The organism is Nonomuraea sp. NPDC050022, from assembly GCF_044460705.1.
GTDB lineage: Bacteria > Actinomycetota > Actinomycetes > Streptosporangiales > Streptosporangiaceae > Nonomuraea.
On sequence record NZ_JBITKE010000004.1, the window covers coordinates 499,007 to 519,095 of the forward strand.

Sequence of the window (20,089 nt, forward strand, 5' to 3'; positions counted from 1 at the left end):
CGAGGCGCGCTCACTCACGCGACATGATCTCGTAGAGGTTGCGGACCGCGTCGGTGAAGAACAGCCCGCGCGGGCAGAGCGGGTGGTCGATCCGTCCGTTGTCGGGGGTCGCGGGGTGGTTCCCGTACGGCACGCCGCGCTCCTGGATGCGGGCCAGGATCGCGTCGAACGTGGCCGGATCGACGTCGAACCCGAAGTGATGCCCCTCAGGATTCTCGACGGTCATGTAGTCGAGCGTGAGCCGCTCATCGACCCGCACGGGGGCGAAGTGCCCGCGGGCCCCTGTGGGTGGCAGACGCTCGAGCCCCATGATGTCGGCGAAGAAGTCGGCTTCCCGGTTGTTGTCGGCGGCGGAGACGATCGTGTGATTGAGGGACACGGTCATGCCGACTCCTTCTCCTTGATGGCTCCGTGCAGGAACACCTCGACCAACTGGCCGGTGGACAGGACGGCCGACCGGGCGAACAGCAGGCCCAGGAAGATCTTGCTCACCTGCGCGGCGGGCAGCCGCAGCGCCGCCTCGTCCGGTTCGAGCAGGTCGGCGATCGAGTCCCCGATCAGCTCCATGGACGCCTCCCGGCTGCCCGGCTGCGGGCGGCCGCGCCGCTCGCCGCTCCGGTGGCCGCTGGAATGCAGGGCTCCGGCCACGGCGCCCATCCGCTCCAGGTGGGCGCGGAGCGCGTCGGCCGCATCGGTGAGCCGGTCGGCCAGCGGCTGGTCGAGCGGGATGGAGGCGAGCTCCGTGACCACGCGGTCGGTCCGCATCGCCTCGACCATGCAGGCGTCGAGCAACTCGTCCTTGTCGGCGAACACACGGAAGACGGTGGCCTCACCGATGCCCGCCGCTCTGGCGATCTTGCTGGTGGTGACGGCGGTGCCGTACTCGGCCACCAGAGGGAGGGCGGCGGCGATGATCATCGCGCGGCGCTCCTCCGGGCTCATTCCCGGCGCCCTGCGCCGGACTGGTTTCTCACTCATGCGGACCACGGTACGGAGTGAATACTCACTCCGTCAAGAGCGGAGTGAGTATTCACTCCGATTCTTGATCGCGGGGCGGCCAACGGCCGTGGCATGATGACGGCACTGTGACCGCCGGTCTGCCCTTCCGCCTCGCCCGCACCTCGGCCTTCGCCGCGGTGTGCCTCGGGCTGGGCGTCGCGGCGCACGCGTTCGGCGGCGGCACTGTCGGAGCGCCGGCCATGGGCATCGCGCTGGGGCTGTCGTTCGCGGCGGCCTTCCCGCTGTCGGGGCGCGAGCGCACCGTAGGCGCGATCCTGCCGCTGCTCGGCGGCCTCCAGGTGGTCATGCACCTGCTGTTCTCACTGGCCCACGCCGCCTCGCCGATCGCGGCGATCGGTCACGCGCACTCGGGCCTGGTGCCGGGTCTTGGCATGCTGGTCGCGCACGGCTGGGCGATCGGGCTGACCGCCCTGTGGCTGGCGCGCGGCGAGGCCCTGCTCTGGGGGCTGCTGCGCCATCTGGCCGTACGGCTGCTGGTCGTGCTGCTGCCCGTCATCCGGGCGCCGTTCCAAGCTCCGTGTACGGCGGAGCCACCGGTCTTCCGCTCGGCCGTGCTGCGGCACGTGGTCTCCGGGCGGGGTCCGCCGATGGTCGTCGAAACCAGCTAACCCCCGTTTCGATGACCACGCCCGGCAGGGCGCGCTTCGGCGTGCCGTACCGGGTGGAGAAAGGCATTCCCTCATGTTCTCTCGCCATGCCCTGCTGCTCGCCGCCGCCACTGCCTTCGCGCTCACGGGCTGCGGCTCCGCGCAGGTCGCCGCCGTACCGGCCAAGCAGTCCCCCGCTGCCGCCGAGCAGTCCCCCGCCGTGGCCCTCACCATCACCGACCCCTGGGTGAAGACCGCGAAGAAGGGGATGAGCGCCGCCTTCGGCACGCTGGTCAACAACACCGACGCCGAGGTGACAATCGTCTCCGGCGCCTCGCCGCTGTCCCCGAAGATCGAGCTGCACGAGGTCGTGGAGTCCGGCGGCAAGATGATCATGCGGCCAAAGGAGGGCGGCTTCGTCATCCCCGCGCACGGCACGCACGAGCTGCGGCCCGGCGGCGACCACATCATGCTGATGGGCGTCGCGCAGGAGGTGCTGCCGGGCGCCCGGATCCCGTTCACGCTCACCGTCAAGGGCGGCGAGCAGCTGGAGTTCACCGCGATCGGCAAGGACTTCGCCGGTGGCAAGGAGGACTACCAGCCCGGCATGGGCCACAAGTGATCAGCCGCCGGGGTCTCATCGCCGGAGGGGCTCTGACGGCCGTCGGTGCCCTGACCGCAGCCCCCGCGCAAGCCACTGTCGAGCCCTTTCATGGGCCCCACCAGGCCGGGATCGCGACGCCTCCGCAGGCGTACGCCGTCTTCGTCGGCCTCGACCTGTCGCCGGACAGCGACAAGGAGGCCGTCGTACGGCTCCTCCAGCTGCTGACCGACGACGCGCGCCGCCTCACCCAGGGGCGGCCCGCGCTGGCCGACACCGAGCCCGAGCTGGCCGCGACGGCCGCCCGGCTGACGATCACGTTCGGCTTCGGTCCGGGGCTGTTCGCGGCGGTGAAGGCGGAGTCGCCGGTGGCTCCGCTGCCGTCGTTCACGATCGACAAGCTGGACAAGCGGTGGAGCGGCGGCGACCTGATGGTGCAGATCTGCGCGGACGACGGGGTCACCGTCGCCCACGCGTTGCGGATGATCGTCAAGGACGCCCGCGCGTTCGCCAAGGTCCGCTGGATCCAGCGCGGCTTCCAGAGCGCGACGCGGCGCAACCTGATGGGCCAGGTCGACGGCACGATCCAGCCCGCCGACCTGGACCGGGCCGTGTGGATCTCCCAAGGACCCGCGTGGCTGCGCGGCGGCACCACCCTGGTGCTGCGGCGCATCCGCATGAGCCTGGAGTCATGGGACGCGGCCGACCGGGTGGCCAGGGAGTTCACGATCGGCCGCCGTCTCGACACGGGCGCCCCGCTGACCGGCCGGGCGGAACGCGACGAGGCGGACTACCGCCAGGTGAACAAGCTCGGCTTCCCGATCATCTCCGAGTACGCCCACATCAGGCGGGCGCACGTCACGGACCCGGGACTGCGTATCCTGCGCCGTCCCTACAACTATGACGAAGGGCTCACTCCGGACGGCGAATCGGACTCCGGGCTGCTGTTCGCTTCCTACCAGGCGGACATCGACCGGCAGTTCGTTCCCATCCAGCGCAACCTGGCCAAGGGCGACCTGCTGAACGAGTGGATCACACCCGTCGGCTCGGCTGTCTTCGCCATCCCACCGGGCTGCGCACCCGAGGGCTGGATCGGAGACAGCCTGCTCAGCTGAGCTCCCGGCCTGCTCAACCGAACTCGGGCGGACTCAGCCGAACTCCCGGCCGGGCAGGCACGAGGGCGGGCGGCCCGAGGCGGGCCAGACGTAGTCCAGGTCGTCGGGCTCGTCGCCGAACAGCGGCCGGTAGAAGCCGGGCGCCTTGCGCAGCAGGGCGGAGCGGTGGCTGAGATGGAAACCGGCGTCGCCCAGCCACGGCGGCAGCTCGCCGTCCGCCTCCAGGCATACCTGGGAGCGGACGGCGGTGCTGCCGCAGCGCTCGGCCAACTCCCTGGTCAGAGTGTCGGCACAGGTGTCGGCGCGGCCGGTGGCGCACCACCGGCCGCACACGTCGATCCCGTATCGCACCAGCGCCTCCTCGTAACCCGCCCACATGCGCACCGCCGGGTGGTGCCGCCAGCCGTAGCCGGGGATCGTCAGGGCGCGCAGGATCTGCAGGGCCTCGACCCGCTGCTTACCCAGCCGCAGCGGGTCGAGGACCGCCGCGGTGCGCGCGAAGTCGGGATAAGGCAGGAACGTCTGCACGGCTGCCCCGTGGTCGCCTCATGCCCACCGGCTACCCATGGCGGCTCGCGATCAACCTAGAGTGGAGCCGTGCTTCCCGACCTGATCAAGCAGCTCGCCGAGTCGGACCTGCCGCGCCACCACTGGCGCGGCGACGACGAGCGCGGCGGCCTATGGCTGTTCGAGACCGTCGAGGGCGAAGGCGAGCACTGGGCGGTCAGGCAGATCGAGATCGGACCCGACCGCGCCGCGCACCGCTACTGGTGGCGGCATCTCCAGGACGAGCACGGCTTCCTCACCGAGCAGGCCGTGGAGATCTGGGAGCTGACCGAGATCACCGGAGCCGCCTTCGAGGCCGTGTGGGAGGCGGCCGGGTAACACCCGTGCCGGACGGCAACCGGATGACGCAAGAGGCGGCCGGGTGACACAAGAGGTAGCCGAGTGACACCCGTGTGTCGATGGACCGGCCGCCCGCCCACGCTCACAATCGGGCTATGCCTGAAGGTTATGTGGGTGCCAGGACGCCCCGCCGCGAGGATGCCCGGCTGCTGACCGGCCGCGCCCGCTACGTCGCGAACGTACGGCTGCCCGGCATGGCGTACGCGGTCGTCGTCCGCAGCCCCATCGCCCACGGGCGGCTGGTGAGCTGGGACGCCAAGGAGGCGTGGACGATCGACGGGATGCTCGACGTCATCACGCCGGGCGATGCCGCCGCGGTCCGGCTGCCCTGCGTCACCCTGAGCCCCGGCCAGCCCGTCACCTCCTACCTGGCGCTCGACGAGGCGATCCGCTACGTGGGCCAGCCGCTCGCCGTGGTGGTCGCCCGGACGCCGGAGGCCGCCAGGGACGCGGCCGACCTGCTCGACCTCGGCTACGAGGCGCTGCCCCCGGTGATCGGGATCGAGCGGGCGCTGGCCGATGACGCCCCGCTGCTGTACCCGGACTGGGGCGGCAACGTGCTGACCGACTTCACGCTCGGCGACCAGGACTGCGACGCGGTCATCGCGGGGGCCGCGCACGTGGTGGAGATGACGTTCACGTTCGGCCGGGCCACGCCGTACCCGCTGGAGCCGCGCGGCATCGTCGCCGACTTCGCCGACGGCGAGCTGACCGTGCGGACCTCGACGCAGGCCCCGCACCACGTACGCGAGCAGGCCGCGGACGCGCTCGGGCTCACCCACGACCGGGTACGCGTGGTGACCGGCGACGCCGGTGGGGGTTTCGGGGGAAAGGAGCACCTGTATCCGGATGAAGTGCTCATCTGCCTGGCCGCCATGCGCCTGGGCCGCCCGGTGAGCTGGACGGAGTCGCCCACCGACCGCCTCGCCGCGACCCTGCCCTCGCGGGCCGCCGTACACCGGGCCCGCTTGGCGCTCGACGCGGACGGGCGCTTCGTCGCGCTGCACGCCGACGTCGTCGGCGACCTCGGCGGCCACCCATCGAACGTCGGCATCTCGCCGTTCGCGGTGACCGCCACGCTGCTGCCCGGCCCCTACCGCTTCGACCGGGCGGGGGTACGGCTGCGCGCCGTCGTCACGACGACCACCCCGACCGGCTCCTACCGCGGCTTCGGTCAGCCGGAGGCCACCTGGACCAGGGAGCGGCTGATCGACGAGGCGGCCAGACGGCTCGGCGCCGACCCGGTGGAGCTGCGGCTGCGCAACATGCTCGGCCCCGACGAGCTCCCCTGTACGTCCCGGACCGGGCAGGCGTACGACTCCGGCGACTATCCCCGAGCCCTGCGTACCCTGCGCGACCTGGTCACTCCCCCGGCCCGTGACGACGGGCGCAGGCGCGGCGTCGGCTACTCCTGCCATGTGGAGGGCACCGGGCTCGGCTCGTCGATGGGCATGAAGGCCATGGGCATGCTGGCCGGGGGCTTCGAGACCGCGATCCTGCGCATGGAGCAGGACGCCTCGGTCGTCGTCTCGTCGGGTGTGTCGGGGGTCGGGCAGGGCATCGAGACGGCGCTGTCCCAGATCGCGGCGGACCGGGTGGGGGTGCCGCTCGACCGGGTACGCGTGGTGCTGGGCGACACCTCGGCCACGCCGTACTCCTCGATCGGGTCGATCGCCAGCCGCTCGCTCGCGGTGGGCGGCGGCGCGCTGGCCCTGGCCGGGGACCGGCTGCGGGAGAAGATCGTGGCCATCGCCGCCCATCGGCTGGAGGCGGCGCCGGCCGACCTGGAGATCGTCGACTCCGTCGTACGCGTCAAGGGGGATCCGCAGGCGTCGCTGACGTTGCGGGAGATCGCCACGTCGGCGTGGCGGGGCTGGGACCTGCCCGAGGGGGCCGCGCCCGGGCTGGAGGAGCGGGTCTCCTACGATCCGGCCGACATGACCTACGCCTACGGGGCGCACGCGGCGGCGGTCGCGGTCGATCCGGAGACGGGAGCGGTCGAGGTCGAGGGTTACTGGGCGGTCAACGACTCCGGTGTGCTGGTCAACCCGGCGATCGTGGAGGGCCAGGTTCTCGGCGGGATCGCGCAGGGGATCGGCATGGCGCTGACGGAGGAGATCGTCTACACCGAGGAGGGACAGCCGATCGCCGAGTACCTGCTGCCGACCACCCGGGAGATCCCCGACATCCGGCTCGCGACGCTGGAGGTGCCCTCGCCGCGCACGCCGGGCGGCATGAAGGGCGCCGGGGAGTCGGGGACGATCGGCCCGCCGGCGGCCATCGGCAACGCGGTCGCCGCCGCGCTTCCGGAGATCGCCGGCCGCGTCACCGGAACGCCGTTGACCCCGGCCGTCTTGTGGGCTCTACTCTCTGGATGACCTACGCCCGATATGTCGCCCTCGGTGACAGCCAGACGGAGGGCCTCGGCGACGGTGACGACGTCCGGGGCCACCGCGGCTGGGCCGACCGGCTCGCCGAGCAGCTGGCCGCCGCGAACCCCGACGTCCAGTACGCCAATCTGGGCGTTCGCGGGCGCCTGGCCGGGCAGATCCGCGACGAGCAGCTCGGCCCGGCGCTGCGGCTGCGGCCCGACCTGGCCACGGTGATGGCCGGGATGAACGACCTCGTCCGGCCCGGCTTCGACGCCGCCGCGGTCGCCTCGGCGCTGGAGGAGATGTTCGAGCGGCTCACCGCGTCCGGCGCGTGCGTGGTGACCGTGACCTTCCCCGACATCGGCAAGATCGCCCCGCTGGCCCGGCGGCTGGTCCCCCGCGTGCTCGACATCAATGACCGGATCAAGGCCGCCGCCGCCCGCCACGGTGTCATCGTCGTCGACACCTTCCCGCACTCCTTCACCACCGACGCCAGGATGTGGAGCAGCGACCGGCTGCACGCCAGTCCGCTGGGTCATGCCAGGATCGCCGCCGCCATCGCCCACGCCATCGGGCTGCCCGGCAGCGACGACACCTGGTCGGTCCCGCTCACCCCGCTCCCCCCGGCCGCGCGCTGGCGGGTGGCCGGGGCCGAGGTGCGCTGGGTCGCCAGCTTCGCCGGGCCCTGGATCTACCGGCGCCTGCGCGGCCGGTCCTCGGGGGACGGGCGCGTCGCCAAACGCCCCGAGCTCGGCCCGGTGCCGCCACCTCCCATGTGACCCGCCGCGACCGGGGCACCTGGGAGAAGGGCGGGGCCGCCGAACCCTGCGGACCGGCGCCTACCGGTGAATCGGTAGGCGCCGGTCCCCGACTCACACGCTGACGAGCACCGCCGTCACGGCGTCGGCGGTCTCGGGGTGACGGGCCAGGAGTGCGCCCGCCTCCCCGCTGGACGAGCCGCTGGACGTGCCGCCGGACGGGCCGTCGGCGGCCTGCTGCCAGCCGCCCTCGCAGCCGAGCAGCGCGGCCACGGCGTCGGTCGCGGCCGGATGTCCCGCCAGCAGGTCGGTCACCGGGCCCGCCTGCGCGGGCGCCGCCGCACCTACCGCCTTCTTGGCGGGCTTCGCCGACCAGGGCGGCGTCCACTGGTCGAGCGCGGCCAGGCCGCCGGGGAACGTACGGCCCGCCTCGCGCACCAGTACGGGCACCAGCTCACCGGCCTGCTCGCGCAGAGTCAGGATCAGGCCGGGCAGCCACGGCAGCAGGATGGAGTCGGGCAACCGGCCGAAGGCCTTCGACATCAGCTCGACCACGAACGACGCCAGCGCGGGAGCCGGCTCCATCGCCTGCGCGAACCCGCTCATGTACTCCGGGAACGCCGGGATCACGAGCGGGTTGGCGAGCAGCTCGTCGCAGCGCGCCCGCAGCTCGGCCAGCGGCAACGTGCCGAGCAGGTACTGGGCCGACCACAGGAGAGCCACCTTGGCGGGCGCCTCCGGGTGCGACTGCCGTACCGCGATCTCCAGCTGGGCCCGCTCGCAGCCCAGCGCCAGCGCCAGGCTCTCCATCGTGAACAGGAACCCGAGCATGGCCGACACCTGCCGGACCCCGGTGTACTCGTCCACGAAGGCGGTCGGCAGCAGCGTGCAGTAATGCGCGAACCCCGCCGTGACGAACGCCTCGCACCAGGCCGGCAGCTCCGGCTCGGTCGCGCGGTAGTGGGCCAGCAGCCGCCTGATCCGGCGCAGCACCTCCGGCGCGTCGTCCACGGACCGCTCGGCGGCCAGCAGCTCCACGGCCCGCGCCCCGAGCTCGTCGGTGAACCGCCTGCTGCGCAGGTAGAGGATCGAGTCCTCGACGGCCGCGAGCGCCACGGCCGCGGTCGCCTTAGGGTCCCACACCTTGCGCCGCAGCCGCTGCTCCAGCACCTGCTCGACGGTGATGCCCTCGTAGCCCAGCTCGATGATCGAGCGCTGGTGCTTGCCGATCGTCAGGTCCCAGCTCTCCTGGATCGCCCGCTCGCCCAGTCGCCGCGCGCCCATGATGGGCCGTACGGCGTCGTCGGGCAGCAGGTGACGCAGGATCCACAGCAGGTCGGAGCAGGGCACCAGGTGCGGGTCCGCCTTGAGGTCCATGAGCGCCCGCTGTACCGTGCGCTTGCTCAGGTCCAGTCCCAGCGGCCGCAGCCGGTCGAACACGTCCTGGGCCAGCGGCGGCATGGCGTGGTAGCCCACCTGGCCGATCCGGTCGCCGCCGAGCAGGATCTCGCACAGGCGGCGCACGTCCCGGCGGCCCGGCACCGTGTCCTTCTCGATGCAGGTGACGGCGGCGTCCTGGAAGTCGTACGGCGTGGGACGTCCCCGGCCACGCAGCCCGGCGAGCAGGATCGACGTCTCGAACACGGCGATGGCGTCGGCGGTGCTGGACTGGTAGCCGTTGCGCCGGGCCAGCCGGACGATGTCGACGGACCAGCCGAGCAGCTCGGCCTCGTCCAGGCCGTCCAGGACCGGCGGCTTGGCCAGGAAGCCGGACAACCGGTCGGTGACCGGCTGCGGCGGGACGGGCGCCACCGGCTTCCGTGGCTTCTTGGCCGGCTTCTTCTGACCCGCCAGCTGGTACGGCTTGACGCCGTCGCGCTGCAGCGCCTTCTCCCAGGTGGCCGCGGCGATCGAGACCGAGCCGGAGGCCAGGCCGAACTGGGCCTCGATGGCCGAGTGGCTCGACGGGATGAGCCCGTACAGCCATTGGGTGGCCGTACGCGGGGTGATCTCGAAGGGCGCGTCCGATGCCAGCCCGAACTGCTCCACCCGGCTGGCCGCGTGGAAGGCGCCGCAGACGTACAGGCACTCGGCCGGGTCGGCGCCCGTCGCGGCGAGGTGCTCGCGCATCCGCGTCCACATGTAGCGCTCGCGGTCCTCGTCGCGGTCCGTCCGCCGGTCGCCCTCGGGGCGCAGGCGGCGGAACAGGCTGCCGATCAGGACCATGACCTGCCGGTACGAGTCGTAGTCCGCGCCGGTCAGCGGCTGCTCGACGTACTGGTCCCACCACTCCGACCAGTGCCGGACCTTGCCGTGGTGCAGCAGGTGCTCTTCCAGCTCGGCGAAGCGCGGCCGCAGGTCGCCGATCTCGACGCCCACGGCGTCGCCGTGCAGGCCCGCGTCGTCGTCCCCGCCCTGCTTGGGCTCGGCCGGATCGGCCGGGTCGCGGGGCAGCCACTGGAAGACGTGGTCCGTCGAGCGGTCCACCAGCACCAGCTCGACGTCCGGCGTGTTGAGCGCGTACGAGATGGCCTGGTACTCGGCCGACACCTCCGTGATGGGCGCCACCACGCTGAGCGGCTCCCAGCTGGCCGGGAAGCCGTCGACGTCGGAGGCGAAGGCCTGCAGCGCCACCGGCAGGCGGCAGTTGCGCAGCTCGTCGAGCAGCGGCCGCAGGTCCTCGCACAGCTCCAGATAGATGACCTTGGGCTGCTTCTCACGCAGGCGCCGCACCATGGCCAGCGCCGAGGCCGGCGAGTGGTGACACACCGGGAAGATCTCGAGCTGCTCGCTCAGTGCCCGGTCGACGTCGTCGACCAGGCCCGACAGGATCCCGGCCAGGGTGTCCGGCTCGCCGGCGAACGCGGCGGCGGCGTCCAGCAGCTGCTCGCGGAGTGCGCCGAACGGGCTCATGAGAGCGTCTTGATGGCCTGGCGGCCACCTTCGAGGAAGTCCGTCCACGGCCCGCCGTCCTTCTTGCTGCGGGGTTCGACGATGCCGTGCCAGTACTTGTTCAGGATGGCCAGGTCCTCCGGTTGACGGCGGGCCAGCGAGCCCACCAGCGAGCCACCGAGCGTCTCTGCCCGCAACTGGCGGTCCCCGAAGAACTGGCTGTGCAGGATGGCGTCCTCGAGCACACCGATCTGCTCGGCCGTGGACAGGGCCGACTCGAGCTTGTCGTCGTCGCTCTTGGCCGAGGCCGCCGCGCTCCGCAGGTCGGCGAAGCTCTGCAGCAGGATGTCGAGCAGCGTGGGCGGCACGTCCAGCTCGATGCGGTGCCGGCGCAGCAGCTCCGTGGTACGGAACCGGACGATCTCCGCCTCGCTGGTCTTGCTGGTCACCACGGGGATGCGGACGAAGTTGAAGCGCCGCTTCAGCGCCGACGACAGGTCGTTGACGCCCCGGTCCCGGCTGTTGGCCGTGGCGATGATCGAGAATCCGGGCTGGGCGAAGACGATGTTGTCGTCGTCGAGCTCGGGGATGGAGACGTACTTCTCGGACAGGATGGAGATCAGGGCGTCCTGGACGTCGCTGGTCGACCTGGTCAGCTCCTCGAAGCGGCCGATCACGCCCCGCTCCATCGCCGTCATGATGGGCGAGGGGATCATCGACTGGCGGGACTGCCCCTTGGCGATCACCATGGAGACGTTCCAGGAGTACTTGATGTGGTCTTCCGTGGTACCGGCCGTGCCCTGGACGACCAGGGTGGAGTTGCGGCTGATCGCCGCCGAGAGCAGCTCGGCGAGCCAGCTCTTGCCGGTGCCCGGGTCGCCGATGAGCAGCAGGCCGCGGTCGGAGGCCAGCGTCACGATGCTGCGCTCGACGAAGCTGCGGTCACCGAACCACTTCTGCGGGATCTCGCGGTCGAGCCCGTCCGAGCGCTCGGAGCCGAGCACGAACAGGCGGACCATCCGGGGGCTGAGCCGCCACGAGAACGGCTTGGGGCCGTCGTCAATGGACTCCAGCCAGTCGAGCTCTTCGGCGTACTTGACCTCGGCGGGGGCACGCAGTGTCTCAGTCATTCGCGGGTCTCCTAGGTGAGGAAGTTCTTGAGCTCGAGCACGAGTTTGCGGATGTGGCCGGAGATCACGGGGGTGCCCAGGTCCTTCAGCTTTTCGCGGAACCACTGGTCCACGCTGGCGTACCCCGAGCTGTTCACGGAGCCGACCGGGATGAACTTGACCCCCGAACGATGCAGGGACGTGAAGTCGTCGATCAGCGACCGGTTGTCGTAGAAGTCGGAGATCCAGACCATCACGGTGTTGCGCGGGTCGACGATCTTCGGCCGGGCCAGGGCCATCGCGACCGTACCGTCCGTGCCGCCGCCGAGAGTCGTCCGCAGCAGCACCTCGAACGGGTCCTTCACCCACGGCGTCAGGTCGAGCGCGCGGGTGTCGTAGGCGACCAGGTGCACGTCCACCTTGGGCAGCCCGGCGAAGATCGACGCCAGGATGGTGCAGTTGACCATCGAGTCGACCATCGACCCCGACTGGTCCACCACCACGATCAGCCGGGCCGGAGTCGTCCGCCTGGCCGTGTGCCGGTAGAACAACCGGTCCACGTACAGCCGCTCGTCCTCCGGGCTCCAGTTGGTGAGGTTCTTCCAGATCGTCCGCTCGATGTCGAGGTTGCGGAACACCCGCTTCGGCGGCACCGACTTGTCGATCTTGCCGACGCTGGTCTTCTCGACCTGCGTACGGAGCACCTCGGCGACCTCGTCGACGAACCTGCGGATCAGCGCCTTGGCGTTGGCCAGGGCGACTCCGGAGAGGTTGTCCTTGTCGCGCAGCAGCTGCTCGATGAGCGACATGCTGGGATTGAGCTGGGCGGCCAGGGAGGAGTTGGACAGCACCTCGCGCAGGCGCATGCGGCGGACCAGGTCGCCTTCCAGGTTGGCCAGGGCCTTGTTCAGCTCGGCGTCGTCGATTCCGCGACCGCCGCCGCCGGTGCCCAGCCCCCGGCCTTGGCCGGATCCCTCGCCCTGCTCTCCTTGGCCTTGCCCGGCGCCGCCTCCCCGGCACGCTTTCTTGAACCACCCGGCGTCCTTCTGCCAGGCGGCGAGTTGGGAGGCCGAGACGTCGCCCGTCCCAGTGGCGAAGACGTTGAGCAGGAGCTTGGAGATCAGTGCGGCCCTGCGCACCTGCTCACCGGAGTCCTCGGCGTCCTCGGCGTGGTCGAGCAGGCCGTCGAACTCGGCGGCCAGGTCGGGGAAGCGCTGCACGAGGTTGTCCACCGACACCGAAGGGTCGAGCAGGGCGGCCGGCAGGCCGAGGTCGTCCACGACGGCCACGCTGGCCGACTCCAGGGCCGCCTGCTCCTCGGTGTTGAACACCCGGGCCAGCAGGCGCCAGTAGAGCACCTGCCGCCTGTTCTCGTTGTTGGCAGTCATTTGCGCAGCAGCCGTCCCGCCCGCTCGCGCAGCACGGCCACCGCGTCGCCGTTCCTGGCCTCGGCCTTGGCGATCTTGGGGTCGGTCGCGCCCTGCGCCCAGTCGCCGTTGTGCGCGGTGACCGGCAGCTTCTTGACCGTCCCCTGGACGGCGAGCGGCTGGAGCAGCCATCGGCCGGCGTCCCAGCGGAGCAGCCCGATGCACGACTCGGAGCCGCGCACGATCGCGGGCGTGAGCGGGCCGCATGACGGCAGCCGGTCGATGTCCACGGTGATCGTCTTGCCGTCGAAGTCGAACACCATCGGATCACCCTTGGGCACGGAGTAGCCCTCGACCAGCACCGGCTCGGCGAGGCGCACCGGGTGGCGCTCCAGCGGCGGCACGGCCGGGGCGAGCGCGCTCCCGAGCTGGAGCCTCGCCGTGGTGAACGGGTCCGCCGGCTTCCCCACCGTGGCCCGGTCGTCGTGCCACACCAGGTCGCCGCCGCCGAGCAGCGGCATGTCCTTGATGTCCAGGCTGCGGTGCTTCGCCAGCGCGTTGAGCAGCACCGGGGCCCCGGACAGCAGCCGCCACACGGCCGTGCCGACGATCGTGTCCACCTTCGTGGCGGCGACGCTCGTACGCACCAGACGGCACTGACCGCCGTCGGCGGGCTCCAGGATCGCGTGGACCTGCGCCTGCACGGCGGTGGCGTGCTCGTGCACGTCCACGCCGAGCACCAGCAGCCGCCCGGACACCGGCTCGCCGGCGCCCGCGGGCAGGCCGCCCGCCTGCGTGAGCATCAGCGCCCGCGCCCACAGGTCGGCCCAGCGCCGGGCGGGTACGACCTCCATCGTCGCGACCGGGCACGACGCGCGCAGCTCGGCGGCCAGGCCGTCGATCAGCACGGCCGGCCGGCGCAGTCGCGGCTCGGCCAGCAGCGCCTCCATCGTCTGGCTCACGGCCGAGACGAGGTCGTGGTCGACGCCTCGCCAGCCGGTGATGGCCAGCTCGTTGAGCCAGGACCGGCACCCGCTGAGCAGGTTGTCGGTCGTACCGGCCGCCGGCGGCTCCGCCCAGGAGTCCCGCTGCCGGCCCAGTGCCGCGTCGAGGCGGCCCAGCAGGGCGTCGTGCACCGCGCCCAGCAGCGCGGTACGCCCACCGGCCAGCGCCGTGACGTTCTCCTCCGAGACCGAGCCCGCGGCGACCTTGGCCGCCGCCTCCCCCACCCGATCGCCGAGCGGCGTGGCCGCCACCGCGCCGGCCAGGTCGGTCAGCGCCGAGGCGCGCTCCTCGCCGAGCCGGGCCAAGCCGTTCGTCAGGGCCTCGTCGAAGCCCGTCACCAGGTCGAGCGCCTCGCCGACACCGGGCAGGGGCTGGTCGACCATTTCCGCCAGCTGCACGCTCAGCATCAGCCCACCGCCCCGGTGGACGGGAACCAGTGCAGCTCGGCGATGGGCTCGGTGGTCATGGGCAACTCCAGGTAGGCCAGGTGGCGCAGGAACCGGCTGAACACCTCGGCCCCCTGCGTACGCTCGACACCGCCGTTCAGGTGGTAAGACAGCCTCTCCCCCTCGGCGAGCTCCACCCGCAGGTAGCCGGCGACCCGGTCCTGGCCGTACTGCAGCACCGCCTCGTCGACCAGTGATCGCAGGTGCTTGCACATGTCGCCGTACAAACCGCCGCACGGCCGGTTGTTGTTGGTGCTGCAGTTGTAGCTATGGGTCCCGGCGGTGACCGACGAGACGTACACCCGGCTGATGTCCGAGCCGCTCGACACGACTCCCTGCAACCGCCCGTCGGCCATCTCGACGAAGGGCACCTTCGCCAGCTTGCGCGGTCTGACGGGCGAGACCACCCGTGCCACGCTGTGTTGCTCCCACGCCTGTTGCTCCGACGCCTGTTGCTCCGACGCCTGTTGCTCCCACGCGGTTCTGTCCGCGGTCACGCCTTTCGACCTCCAGCCCAGCGGCTCGCGGACGCCTGCCGGTGCGGCGGCACCTGTGCGAACGGCCGATCAGTGATCGCGTAATTTACCCCATTCGCGGGGAAGCGCGGGCGCGTTTCGATCACCTCCGAGAGCACGCCCGACCTTGGCTTCGACTACCGAAGTAAGAGGCATTGCCGCTAGGTGCTCCTTACAGTTAAAGTCGGCCGTCAGGAGCGAAAGCTGGCTGAGCGCCTTACCAGAGGAGCGCATAGTGGAGCATGTCGACCGGGCCGGGTCTCCCCTGCGCCAGCTGCTCAAGCTCGCGGTGCCCGCGCTCGGCGTCCTGGCCGCCGAGCCGCTCTACCTGCTCGTCGACACCGCCGTGGTCGGCCATCTCGGCGCGGTGCCGCTCGCCGGGCTCTCGATCGGCGCGATCGTGCTGGCGCAGATCGCCACCCAGATGCGGTTCCTGTCCTTCGGTACGACCGCCCGCGCGGCCCGGCTGCACGGCGCCGGCCGCCGTACCGATGCCGTGATCGAGGGCGTGGAGGCGACCTGGCTCGGCGCGATCGTGGGGCTGGTGCTGATCGTGGCCGGGCAACTCCTCGCCGCGCCGATCGCCGGCCTGCTCGCCGGTGACGACCGGGTCGCCGCCGCCGCGGTGAGCTGGCTGCGGATCGCCCTGCTCGGCGCCCCGATGATCCTGATCACCCTGGCCGGCAACGGCTGGATGCGCGGCGTGCAGGACATGCGGCGCCCGCTCCGCTACGTGCTCGTGGGCAACGGGATCTCGGCGGTGCTGTGCCCGGTGCTCGTGCACGGGTTCGGCTGGGGGCTCAACGGCTCGGCGTTCGCCAACGTGGTCGCGCAGGTGATCTCGGCGAGCCTGTTCGTGCGGGCGCTGCTGGCGGAGGGCGTGCCGCTCGCGCCGGTCCCGGCCGCGATGCGCGCCCAGCTCGGCCTCGCGCGCGACATGATGGTGCTCGGTCTGGTCTTCCAGGCGTGCTGGGTGTCGGCGACCGTGGTCGCCGCGCACACCTCCACGGCGGCGGTCGGGGCCCACCAGGTGGTGTTCCAGCTGTGGATGTTCCTGGCCTTCGTGCTCGACGCGCTGGCCATCGCCGCCCAGTCGCTGGTCGGGGCCGCGCTCGGCGCGCGCGACGGGGAACGGGCGCGCCGGCTGGCCTGGCAGGTGACCGGTTGCGGGTTGGTCTTCGGGGCGCTGCTCGGGGTGGTGTTCGCGGCGCTGGCCGGCATCCTGCCCCACGCGTTCACCACCGATGCGACGGTGCTGGCCGAGATGCCCCACGCGTGGTGGTTCTTCGTCGCGCTGCAGCCGATCGGCGGCGTCGTGTTCGCTTTGGACGGAGTGCTGCTCGGGGCCGGGGACGCGGCGTACATGCGGACCGCGACGTTGGGTGCGGCGGTGCTGGGGTTCCTGCCGCTGGTATGGGGGTCGCTGAGCTTCGGCTGGGGGCTGGTGGGGATCTGGTCGGGCTTGTCGGCCTTCCTGGTGATTCGGATGACCACCCAGCTGGCCAGACTGCGGTCCGGCCGCTGGGCGGTGCTCGGCGCCGTACGGTGATCCGGCAGTTGGGCGGTGCTCGGCGCCGGACGGTGATCCGGCGCCGAGTCCGCGAAGGCCTCGGTCAGGCGCCGACGTAGGCCGCGAGGTGCTCGCCGGTGAGGGTGGAGCGGGCGGCGACGAGGTCGGCCGGTGTGCCCTCGAAGACGATCCGGCCGCCGTCGTGGCCGGCGCCCGGACCGAGGTCGATGATCCAGTCGGCGTGCGCCATGACCGCCTGGTGATGCTCGACGACGATGACCGACTTGCCCGCGTCGACGAGCCGGTCGAGCAGGCCGAGCAACTGCTCGACGTCGGCGAGGTGCAGGCCGGTGGTCGGCTCGTCCAGGACGTAGACGCCGCCCTTGTCACCCATGTTGGTGGCCAGCTTGAGCCGCTGCCGCTCGCCGCCGGACAGCGTGGTGAGCGGCTGCCCGAGGCTGAGGTAGCCGAGCCCGACGTCGGCGAGCCGGTCGAGGATGGCGTGCGCGGCCGGCGTACGCGCCTCACCGGCGCCGAAGAACTTCTCGGCCTCGGTCACCGACATCGCGAGCACCTCGCTGATGTCGCGGCCGGCGAGGTGGTACTCCAGCACCGAGGCCTCGAACCGCTTCCCCTCGCACTCCTCGCAGGTGGTGGCGACCCCGGCCATCATCGCCAGGTCGGTGTAGATGACGCCGGCGCCCTTGCAGGTGGGGCAGGCGCCCTCGGAGTTGGCGCTGAACAGCGCCGGCTTCACGCCGTTGGCCTTCGCGAACGCCTTGCGGATCGGCTCGAGCAGTCCTGTGTAGGTCGCCGGGTTGCTCCGTCGCGAGCCGCGGATCGCGCCCTGGTCGATCGAGACCACTCCGTCCCGCCCCGACACCGAGCCGTGGATCAGCGAGCTCTTTCCCGAGCCCGCCACGCCGGTGAGGACGACCAGCATGCCGAGCGGGATGTCGACGTCGACCTCGCGCAGGTTGTTCGCCGTCGCGCCGCGGATCTCCAGCGTGCCGGTGGGCTTGCGCACCGTCTCCTTGAGGGCGGCCCGGTCGTCGAAATGGCGTCCGGTGATGGTGCCGCTGGCCCGCAGCCCCTCGACGGTGCCCTCGAAGCAGACGGTGCCGCCCGCCGTACCGGCGCCGGGACCGAGGTCGACGACGTGGTCGGCGATCGCGATCGCCTCCGGCTTGTGCTCCACGACGAGCACCGTGTTGCCCTTGTCGCGCAGCCGCAGCAGCAGGCCGTTCATCCGCTGGATGTCGTGCGGGTGCAGCCCGATCGTCGGCTCGTCGAAGACGTAGGTGACGTCGGTGAGCGACGACCCGAGGTGGCGGATCATCTTGACCCGCTGCGCCTCGCCGCCCGACAGCGTGCCCGACGACCGATCGAGCGAGAGGTAGCCCAGCCCGATCTCCACGAACGAGTCGAAGGTGTGCCGCAGCTTGGCGAGCAGCGGCGCCACCGACGGCTCGTCGAGGTCGCGGACCCACTCGGCCAGGTCGCTGATCTGCATCGCGCAGGCGTCGCCGATATTGATCCCCTTGATCTTCGAGGACCGGACCGCCGCGCTGAGCCGGGTACCACCGCACTCGGGGCAGGCGGTGAAGGTGACCGCCCGGTCCACGAACGCCCGGATGTGCGGCTGCATCGCCTCCCGGTCCTTGGACAGGAACGACTTCTGGATCTTCGGGATCAGCCCCTCGTAGGTGAGGTTGACGCCGTTGACGTTCACCTTGGTCGGCTCGCGGTGGAGGAAGTCGTACCGCTCGGTCTCGGTGTAGTCGCGGATCGGCTTGTCGGGGTCGATGAAGCCCGACTGGGTGAAGATCCCCACTGTCCACCAGCTGTCCGTCTTGTAGCCGGGGATGGTGATCGCGCCCTCGGCGATCGACTTGGAGTCGTCGAAGAGCTGGGTCAGGTCGATGTCGTTCACCTTGCCCATGCCCTCGCAGCGCGGGCACATGCCACCGGTGATGCTGAACTCGCGCCGCTCCTTCACCGCCTTCCCGCCGCGTTCGAGCGTGACCGCACCCGCTCCGCTGATCGAGGCGACGTTGAAGGAGTAGGCCTGGGGCGAGCCGATGTGCGGCTGCCCGAGCCGGCTGAACAGGATGCGCAGCATCGCGTTGGCGTCGGTGACGGTGCCCACGGTGGAGCGGACGTTGGCGCCCATCCGCTCCTGGTCGACGATGATCGCCGTGGTCAGCCCGTCGAGCACATCGACCTCGGGCCGCGCCAGCGTCGGCATGAAACCCTGGACAAAGGCGCTGTAGGTTTCGTTGATCAGCCGCTGCGACTCGGCGGCGATCGTGTCGAACACCAGCGAGCTCTTGCCCGAGCCGGAGACGCCGGTGAACACCGTCAGCCTGCGCTTCGGGAGCTCGACGCTGACGTCCTTGAGGTTGTTCTCGCGAGCGCCGTGCACGCGGATCAGGTCGTGACTGTCGGCGACGTTCGGCTCAGGCGACTGCGTGTCCGTCCTCGTGGCCATGCTCATCGTGTCTCCATCTGTTGGGCGGGGCCGCCGTCGCGCTCCCCATCAGGTCGCCCCCTTCGGCAACGGCCCCCTGTCTACCTGATCGGCGGGGCGGGCCGGAACCGGCGGACCGCCCTCCCGACATCGCTCAGGCTAGGTGCGGCTCGGTGACCCGCGCTTCTCGAATCCTGACCGCTTCGGAACCCGGCCCTGGCGTTGATCGTTGTGACGGGCGGCTGACACAACCGATCCCGAAGACAGGGAGACAACAGCGTGGTCTTCAAACGGATGCTGGGCGCTTTCGGCGTGGGCGCGCCCTCGGTGGACACCGTCCTTTCCACCCCGCGCATCCAGCCGGGCGGGCTGCTGACCGGGCAGGTACGTCTCAAGGGCGGCGACTTCGACGCCGAGATCGAGCACATCACCCTCGGCCTCGTGGCGCGAGTGGAGATCGAGCACGGCGACGGCGAGCACGGCGGGCTCGGCGAGTTCTCCCGCACCCAGGTCTCGGGCCCGTTCACGCTGCGCGAGGGCGAGAACCGCACCCTCGACTTCCAGATCCCGGTGCCGTGGGAGACGCCGATCAGCGAGATCGACGGCCAGCACCTGAACGGCATGGCCCTGGGCGTACGCACCGAGCTGGCCATCGCCAAGGCCGTGGACAAGGGCGACCTGGACATGATCGCGGTCGAGCCCCTGCCCTCCCAGCTCCGCATCCTCCAGGCGTTGCTGCGGCTCGGCTTCCACTTCAAGTCCGCCGATCTGGAAGCCGGCCACCTGTACGGAGTGCACCAGGACCTGCCGTTCTACCAGGAGATCGAGTTCTACCCGCCCGCCCAGCACGCCGGGGTCGTGGGCGAGGTCGAGCTGACCTTCGTGGCGAGCCCGGCCGGGCTGGAGGTCATCTTGGAGGCCGACAAGCGGGCCGGCCGCTACTCCGGCGACGCCATCGGCCGCTTCCACGTCAGCCACGACGACGCGCTGCACACCGACTGGTCCAGCGAGCTCGACCGCTGGCTGACCGGCCTGGCCCAGCACGGCGGTTACGGCTCGCACGGCGGTTACGGGTCCCACGGCGGTTATGGGTCCCACGGCCACATGGAGCATCACGAGGGCTACGGGCACCACGACGACCACCACCGCAGTGGCGGTCCCGGTTGGGGAACGGTGGCCGCGGCCGGAGCAGCGGGCCTGGTGGGCGGGTTCGTCGCGGCCGAGGTGGCCGAAGAGATCTTCGAGGGCGACGAGGAAGAGGAAGGCGGCGACTGGTAGCGCGATGCCGGGTGGCGGGCCGTGACGGCCCGCCCGAACGCCGGTAGCGCTGGCTATACCTGTGAACTCCAGCGAGTGGGATCGATCACGAGGTGGTCCGGCCGACAGGCTTGTGGCATCGCAAACGAGCCACCAAGC

17 protein-coding genes are annotated in these 20,089 nt (G+C 71.3%); 8 read left to right on the forward strand and 9 right to left on the reverse strand.

Annotated features, from left to right (window positions below; all coding sequences use genetic code 11):
* Positions 1 to 10: 10 nt before the first annotated feature.
* The gene (locus tag ACIBO2_RS18950) at positions 11 to 385 is read right to left on the reverse strand and encodes a VOC family protein (protein ID WP_358534263.1); all 375 of its coding nucleotides are present in this window, start codon (positions 383 to 385) and stop codon (positions 11 to 13) included.
* The gene (locus ACIBO2_RS18955; RefSeq protein ID WP_397298135.1) at positions 382 to 978 is read right to left on the reverse strand and encodes a TetR/AcrR family transcriptional regulator; all 597 of its coding nucleotides are present in this window, start codon (positions 976 to 978) and stop codon (positions 382 to 384) included. Before ACIBO2_RS18955 ends, ACIBO2_RS18950 begins: the two co-directional genes overlap by 4 nt.
* 107 nt (positions 979 to 1,085) lie before the next feature.
* On the opposite strand from ACIBO2_RS18955, the gene ACIBO2_RS18960 reads away from it, so the two are divergent.
* The 3 genes from ACIBO2_RS18960 (at position 1,086) to ACIBO2_RS18970 (ending at position 3,323) form a co-directional block, all read left to right on the forward strand.
* Complete coding sequence (locus ACIBO2_RS18960; protein WP_397298137.1) at positions 1,086 to 1,628, forward strand: MFS transporter; 543 nt, start codon at positions 1,086 to 1,088, stop codon at positions 1,626 to 1,628.
* 73 nt (positions 1,629 to 1,701) lie between these two features.
* Positions 1,702 to 2,229 carry a copper chaperone PCu(A)C gene (locus ACIBO2_RS18965; RefSeq protein ID WP_358534269.1) on the forward strand — a complete coding sequence of 176 codons (528 nt, stop codon included), beginning with the start codon at positions 1,702 to 1,704 and terminating at the stop codon, positions 2,227 to 2,229.
* Positions 2,226 to 3,323, forward strand: coding sequence for a Dyp-type peroxidase (locus ACIBO2_RS18970; protein WP_358534271.1), 1,098 nt, complete (start codon positions 2,226 to 2,228; stop codon positions 3,321 to 3,323). The genes ACIBO2_RS18965 and ACIBO2_RS18970 overlap by 4 nt, the downstream gene beginning before the upstream one ends.
* A gap of 33 nt (positions 3,324 to 3,356) precedes the next feature.
* On the opposite strand, the gene ACIBO2_RS18975 is transcribed toward ACIBO2_RS18970, so the two are convergent.
* Positions 3,357 to 3,851 carry an MSMEG_6728 family protein gene (locus ACIBO2_RS18975; RefSeq protein WP_358534273.1) on the reverse strand — a complete coding sequence of 165 codons (495 nt, stop codon included), beginning with the start codon at positions 3,849 to 3,851 and terminating at the stop codon, positions 3,357 to 3,359.
* Positions 3,852 to 3,920: 69 nt separating this feature from the next.
* Here ACIBO2_RS18975 and ACIBO2_RS18980 point away from each other — a divergent pair, with 69 nt between their 5' ends.
* The 3 genes from ACIBO2_RS18980 (at position 3,921) to ACIBO2_RS18990 (ending at position 7,380) form a co-directional block, all read left to right on the forward strand.
* A complete protein-coding gene (locus ACIBO2_RS18980) occupies positions 3,921 to 4,208 on the forward strand; it encodes a hypothetical protein (RefSeq protein ID WP_358534275.1) in 288 nt (95 codons plus the stop codon).
* 116 nt (positions 4,209 to 4,324) lie between these two features.
* Positions 4,325 to 6,607 carry a xanthine dehydrogenase family protein molybdopterin-binding subunit gene (locus ACIBO2_RS18985; protein ID WP_397298140.1) on the forward strand — a complete coding sequence of 761 codons (2,283 nt, stop codon included), beginning with the start codon at positions 4,325 to 4,327 and terminating at the stop codon, positions 6,605 to 6,607.
* Complete coding sequence (locus ACIBO2_RS18990; RefSeq protein WP_358534279.1) at positions 6,604 to 7,380, forward strand: SGNH/GDSL hydrolase family protein; 777 nt, start codon at positions 6,604 to 6,606, stop codon at positions 7,378 to 7,380. Before ACIBO2_RS18985 ends, ACIBO2_RS18990 begins: the two co-directional genes overlap by 4 nt.
* Before the next feature lie 93 nt (positions 7,381 to 7,473).
* Here ACIBO2_RS18990 and ACIBO2_RS18995 read toward each other — a convergent pair whose 3' ends face one another.
* From ACIBO2_RS18995 to ACIBO2_RS19015, 5 genes are read right to left on the reverse strand one after another with little or no spacing between them, the layout of a single operon-like run.
* Positions 7,474 to 10,272: a DUF5682 family protein gene (locus tag ACIBO2_RS18995; protein ID WP_397298142.1), complete on the reverse strand. Its 2,799-nt coding sequence runs from the start codon at positions 10,270 to 10,272 to the stop codon at positions 7,474 to 7,476.
* Complete coding sequence (locus ACIBO2_RS19000) at positions 10,269 to 11,381, reverse strand: AAA family ATPase (RefSeq protein ID WP_358534283.1); 1,113 nt, start codon at positions 11,379 to 11,381, stop codon at positions 10,269 to 10,271. The genes ACIBO2_RS18995 and ACIBO2_RS19000 overlap by 4 nt, the downstream gene beginning before the upstream one ends.
* 11 nt (positions 11,382 to 11,392) lie before the next feature.
* Positions 11,393 to 12,748, reverse strand: a complete 1,356-nt coding sequence (locus ACIBO2_RS19005) for a VWA domain-containing protein (RefSeq protein WP_397298144.1) — start codon at positions 12,746 to 12,748, stop codon at positions 11,393 to 11,395.
* Positions 12,745 to 14,139, reverse strand: coding sequence for a hypothetical protein (locus ACIBO2_RS19010; protein ID WP_397298146.1), 1,395 nt, complete (start codon positions 14,137 to 14,139; stop codon positions 12,745 to 12,747). The genes ACIBO2_RS19005 and ACIBO2_RS19010 overlap by 4 nt, the downstream gene beginning before the upstream one ends.
* Entirely contained in the window at positions 14,139 to 14,675 is a 537-nt protein-coding gene (locus ACIBO2_RS19015; RefSeq protein ID WP_397298148.1) for a hypothetical protein, read from the reverse strand. The genes ACIBO2_RS19010 and ACIBO2_RS19015 overlap by 1 nt, the downstream gene beginning before the upstream one ends.
* A gap of 253 nt (positions 14,676 to 14,928) precedes the next feature.
* On the opposite strand from ACIBO2_RS19015, the gene ACIBO2_RS19020 reads away from it, so the two are divergent.
* Positions 14,929 to 16,242 (forward strand): MATE family efflux transporter, encoded by a 1,314-nt coding sequence (locus ACIBO2_RS19020; RefSeq protein WP_397298150.1) that lies wholly within the window; start codon positions 14,929 to 14,931, stop codon positions 16,240 to 16,242.
* 64 nt (positions 16,243 to 16,306) lie between these two features.
* On the opposite strand, the gene ACIBO2_RS19025 is transcribed toward ACIBO2_RS19020, so the two are convergent.
* On the reverse strand, positions 16,307 to 18,700 hold the full coding sequence (locus ACIBO2_RS19025) for an excinuclease ABC subunit UvrA (RefSeq protein ID WP_358534293.1): 2,394 nt from the start codon (positions 18,698 to 18,700) through the stop codon (positions 16,307 to 16,309).
* Between the two features lie 252 nt (positions 18,701 to 18,952).
* On the opposite strand from ACIBO2_RS19025, the gene ACIBO2_RS19030 reads away from it, so the two are divergent.
* The gene (locus ACIBO2_RS19030) at positions 18,953 to 19,951 is read left to right on the forward strand and encodes a sporulation protein (protein WP_397298152.1); all 999 of its coding nucleotides are present in this window, start codon (positions 18,953 to 18,955) and stop codon (positions 19,949 to 19,951) included.
* The last annotated feature ends 138 nt before the right edge of the window (positions 19,952 to 20,089 follow it).

Bases quoted from the DNA above. Each gene is read 5' to 3' on its own strand.
- ACIBO2_RS19005 (WP_397298144.1), bottom strand. From the start codon at position 12,748: ATGACTGCCAACAACGAGAACAGGCGGCAGGTGCTCTACTGGCGCCTG.
- ACIBO2_RS18985 (WP_397298140.1), top strand. From the start codon at position 4,325: ATGCCTGAAGGTTATGTGGGTGCCAGGACGCCCCGCCGCGAGGATGCC.
- ACIBO2_RS18965 (WP_358534269.1), top strand. From the start codon at position 1,702: ATGTTCTCTCGCCATGCCCTGCTGCTCGCCGCCGCCACTGCCTTCGCG.
- ACIBO2_RS18950 (WP_358534263.1), bottom strand. From the start codon at position 385: ATGACCGTGTCCCTCAATCACACGATCGTCTCCGCCGCCGACAACAAC.
- ACIBO2_RS18995 (WP_397298142.1), bottom strand. From the start codon at position 10,272: ATGAGCCCGTTCGGCGCACTCCGCGAGCAGCTGCTGGACGCCGCCGCC.
- ACIBO2_RS19025 (WP_358534293.1), bottom strand. From the start codon at position 18,700: ATGAGCATGGCCACGAGGACGGACACGCAGTCGCCTGAGCCGAACGTC.
- ACIBO2_RS18990 (WP_358534279.1), top strand. From the start codon at position 6,604: ATGACCTACGCCCGATATGTCGCCCTCGGTGACAGCCAGACGGAGGGC.
- ACIBO2_RS18955 (WP_397298135.1), bottom strand. From the start codon at position 978: ATGAGTGAGAAACCAGTCCGGCGCAGGGCGCCGGGAATGAGCCCGGAG.
- ACIBO2_RS19000 (WP_358534283.1), bottom strand. From the start codon at position 11,381: ATGACTGAGACACTGCGTGCCCCCGCCGAGGTCAAGTACGCCGAAGAG.
- ACIBO2_RS19010 (WP_397298146.1), bottom strand. From the start codon at position 14,139: ATGCTGAGCGTGCAGCTGGCGGAAATGGTCGACCAGCCCCTGCCCGGT.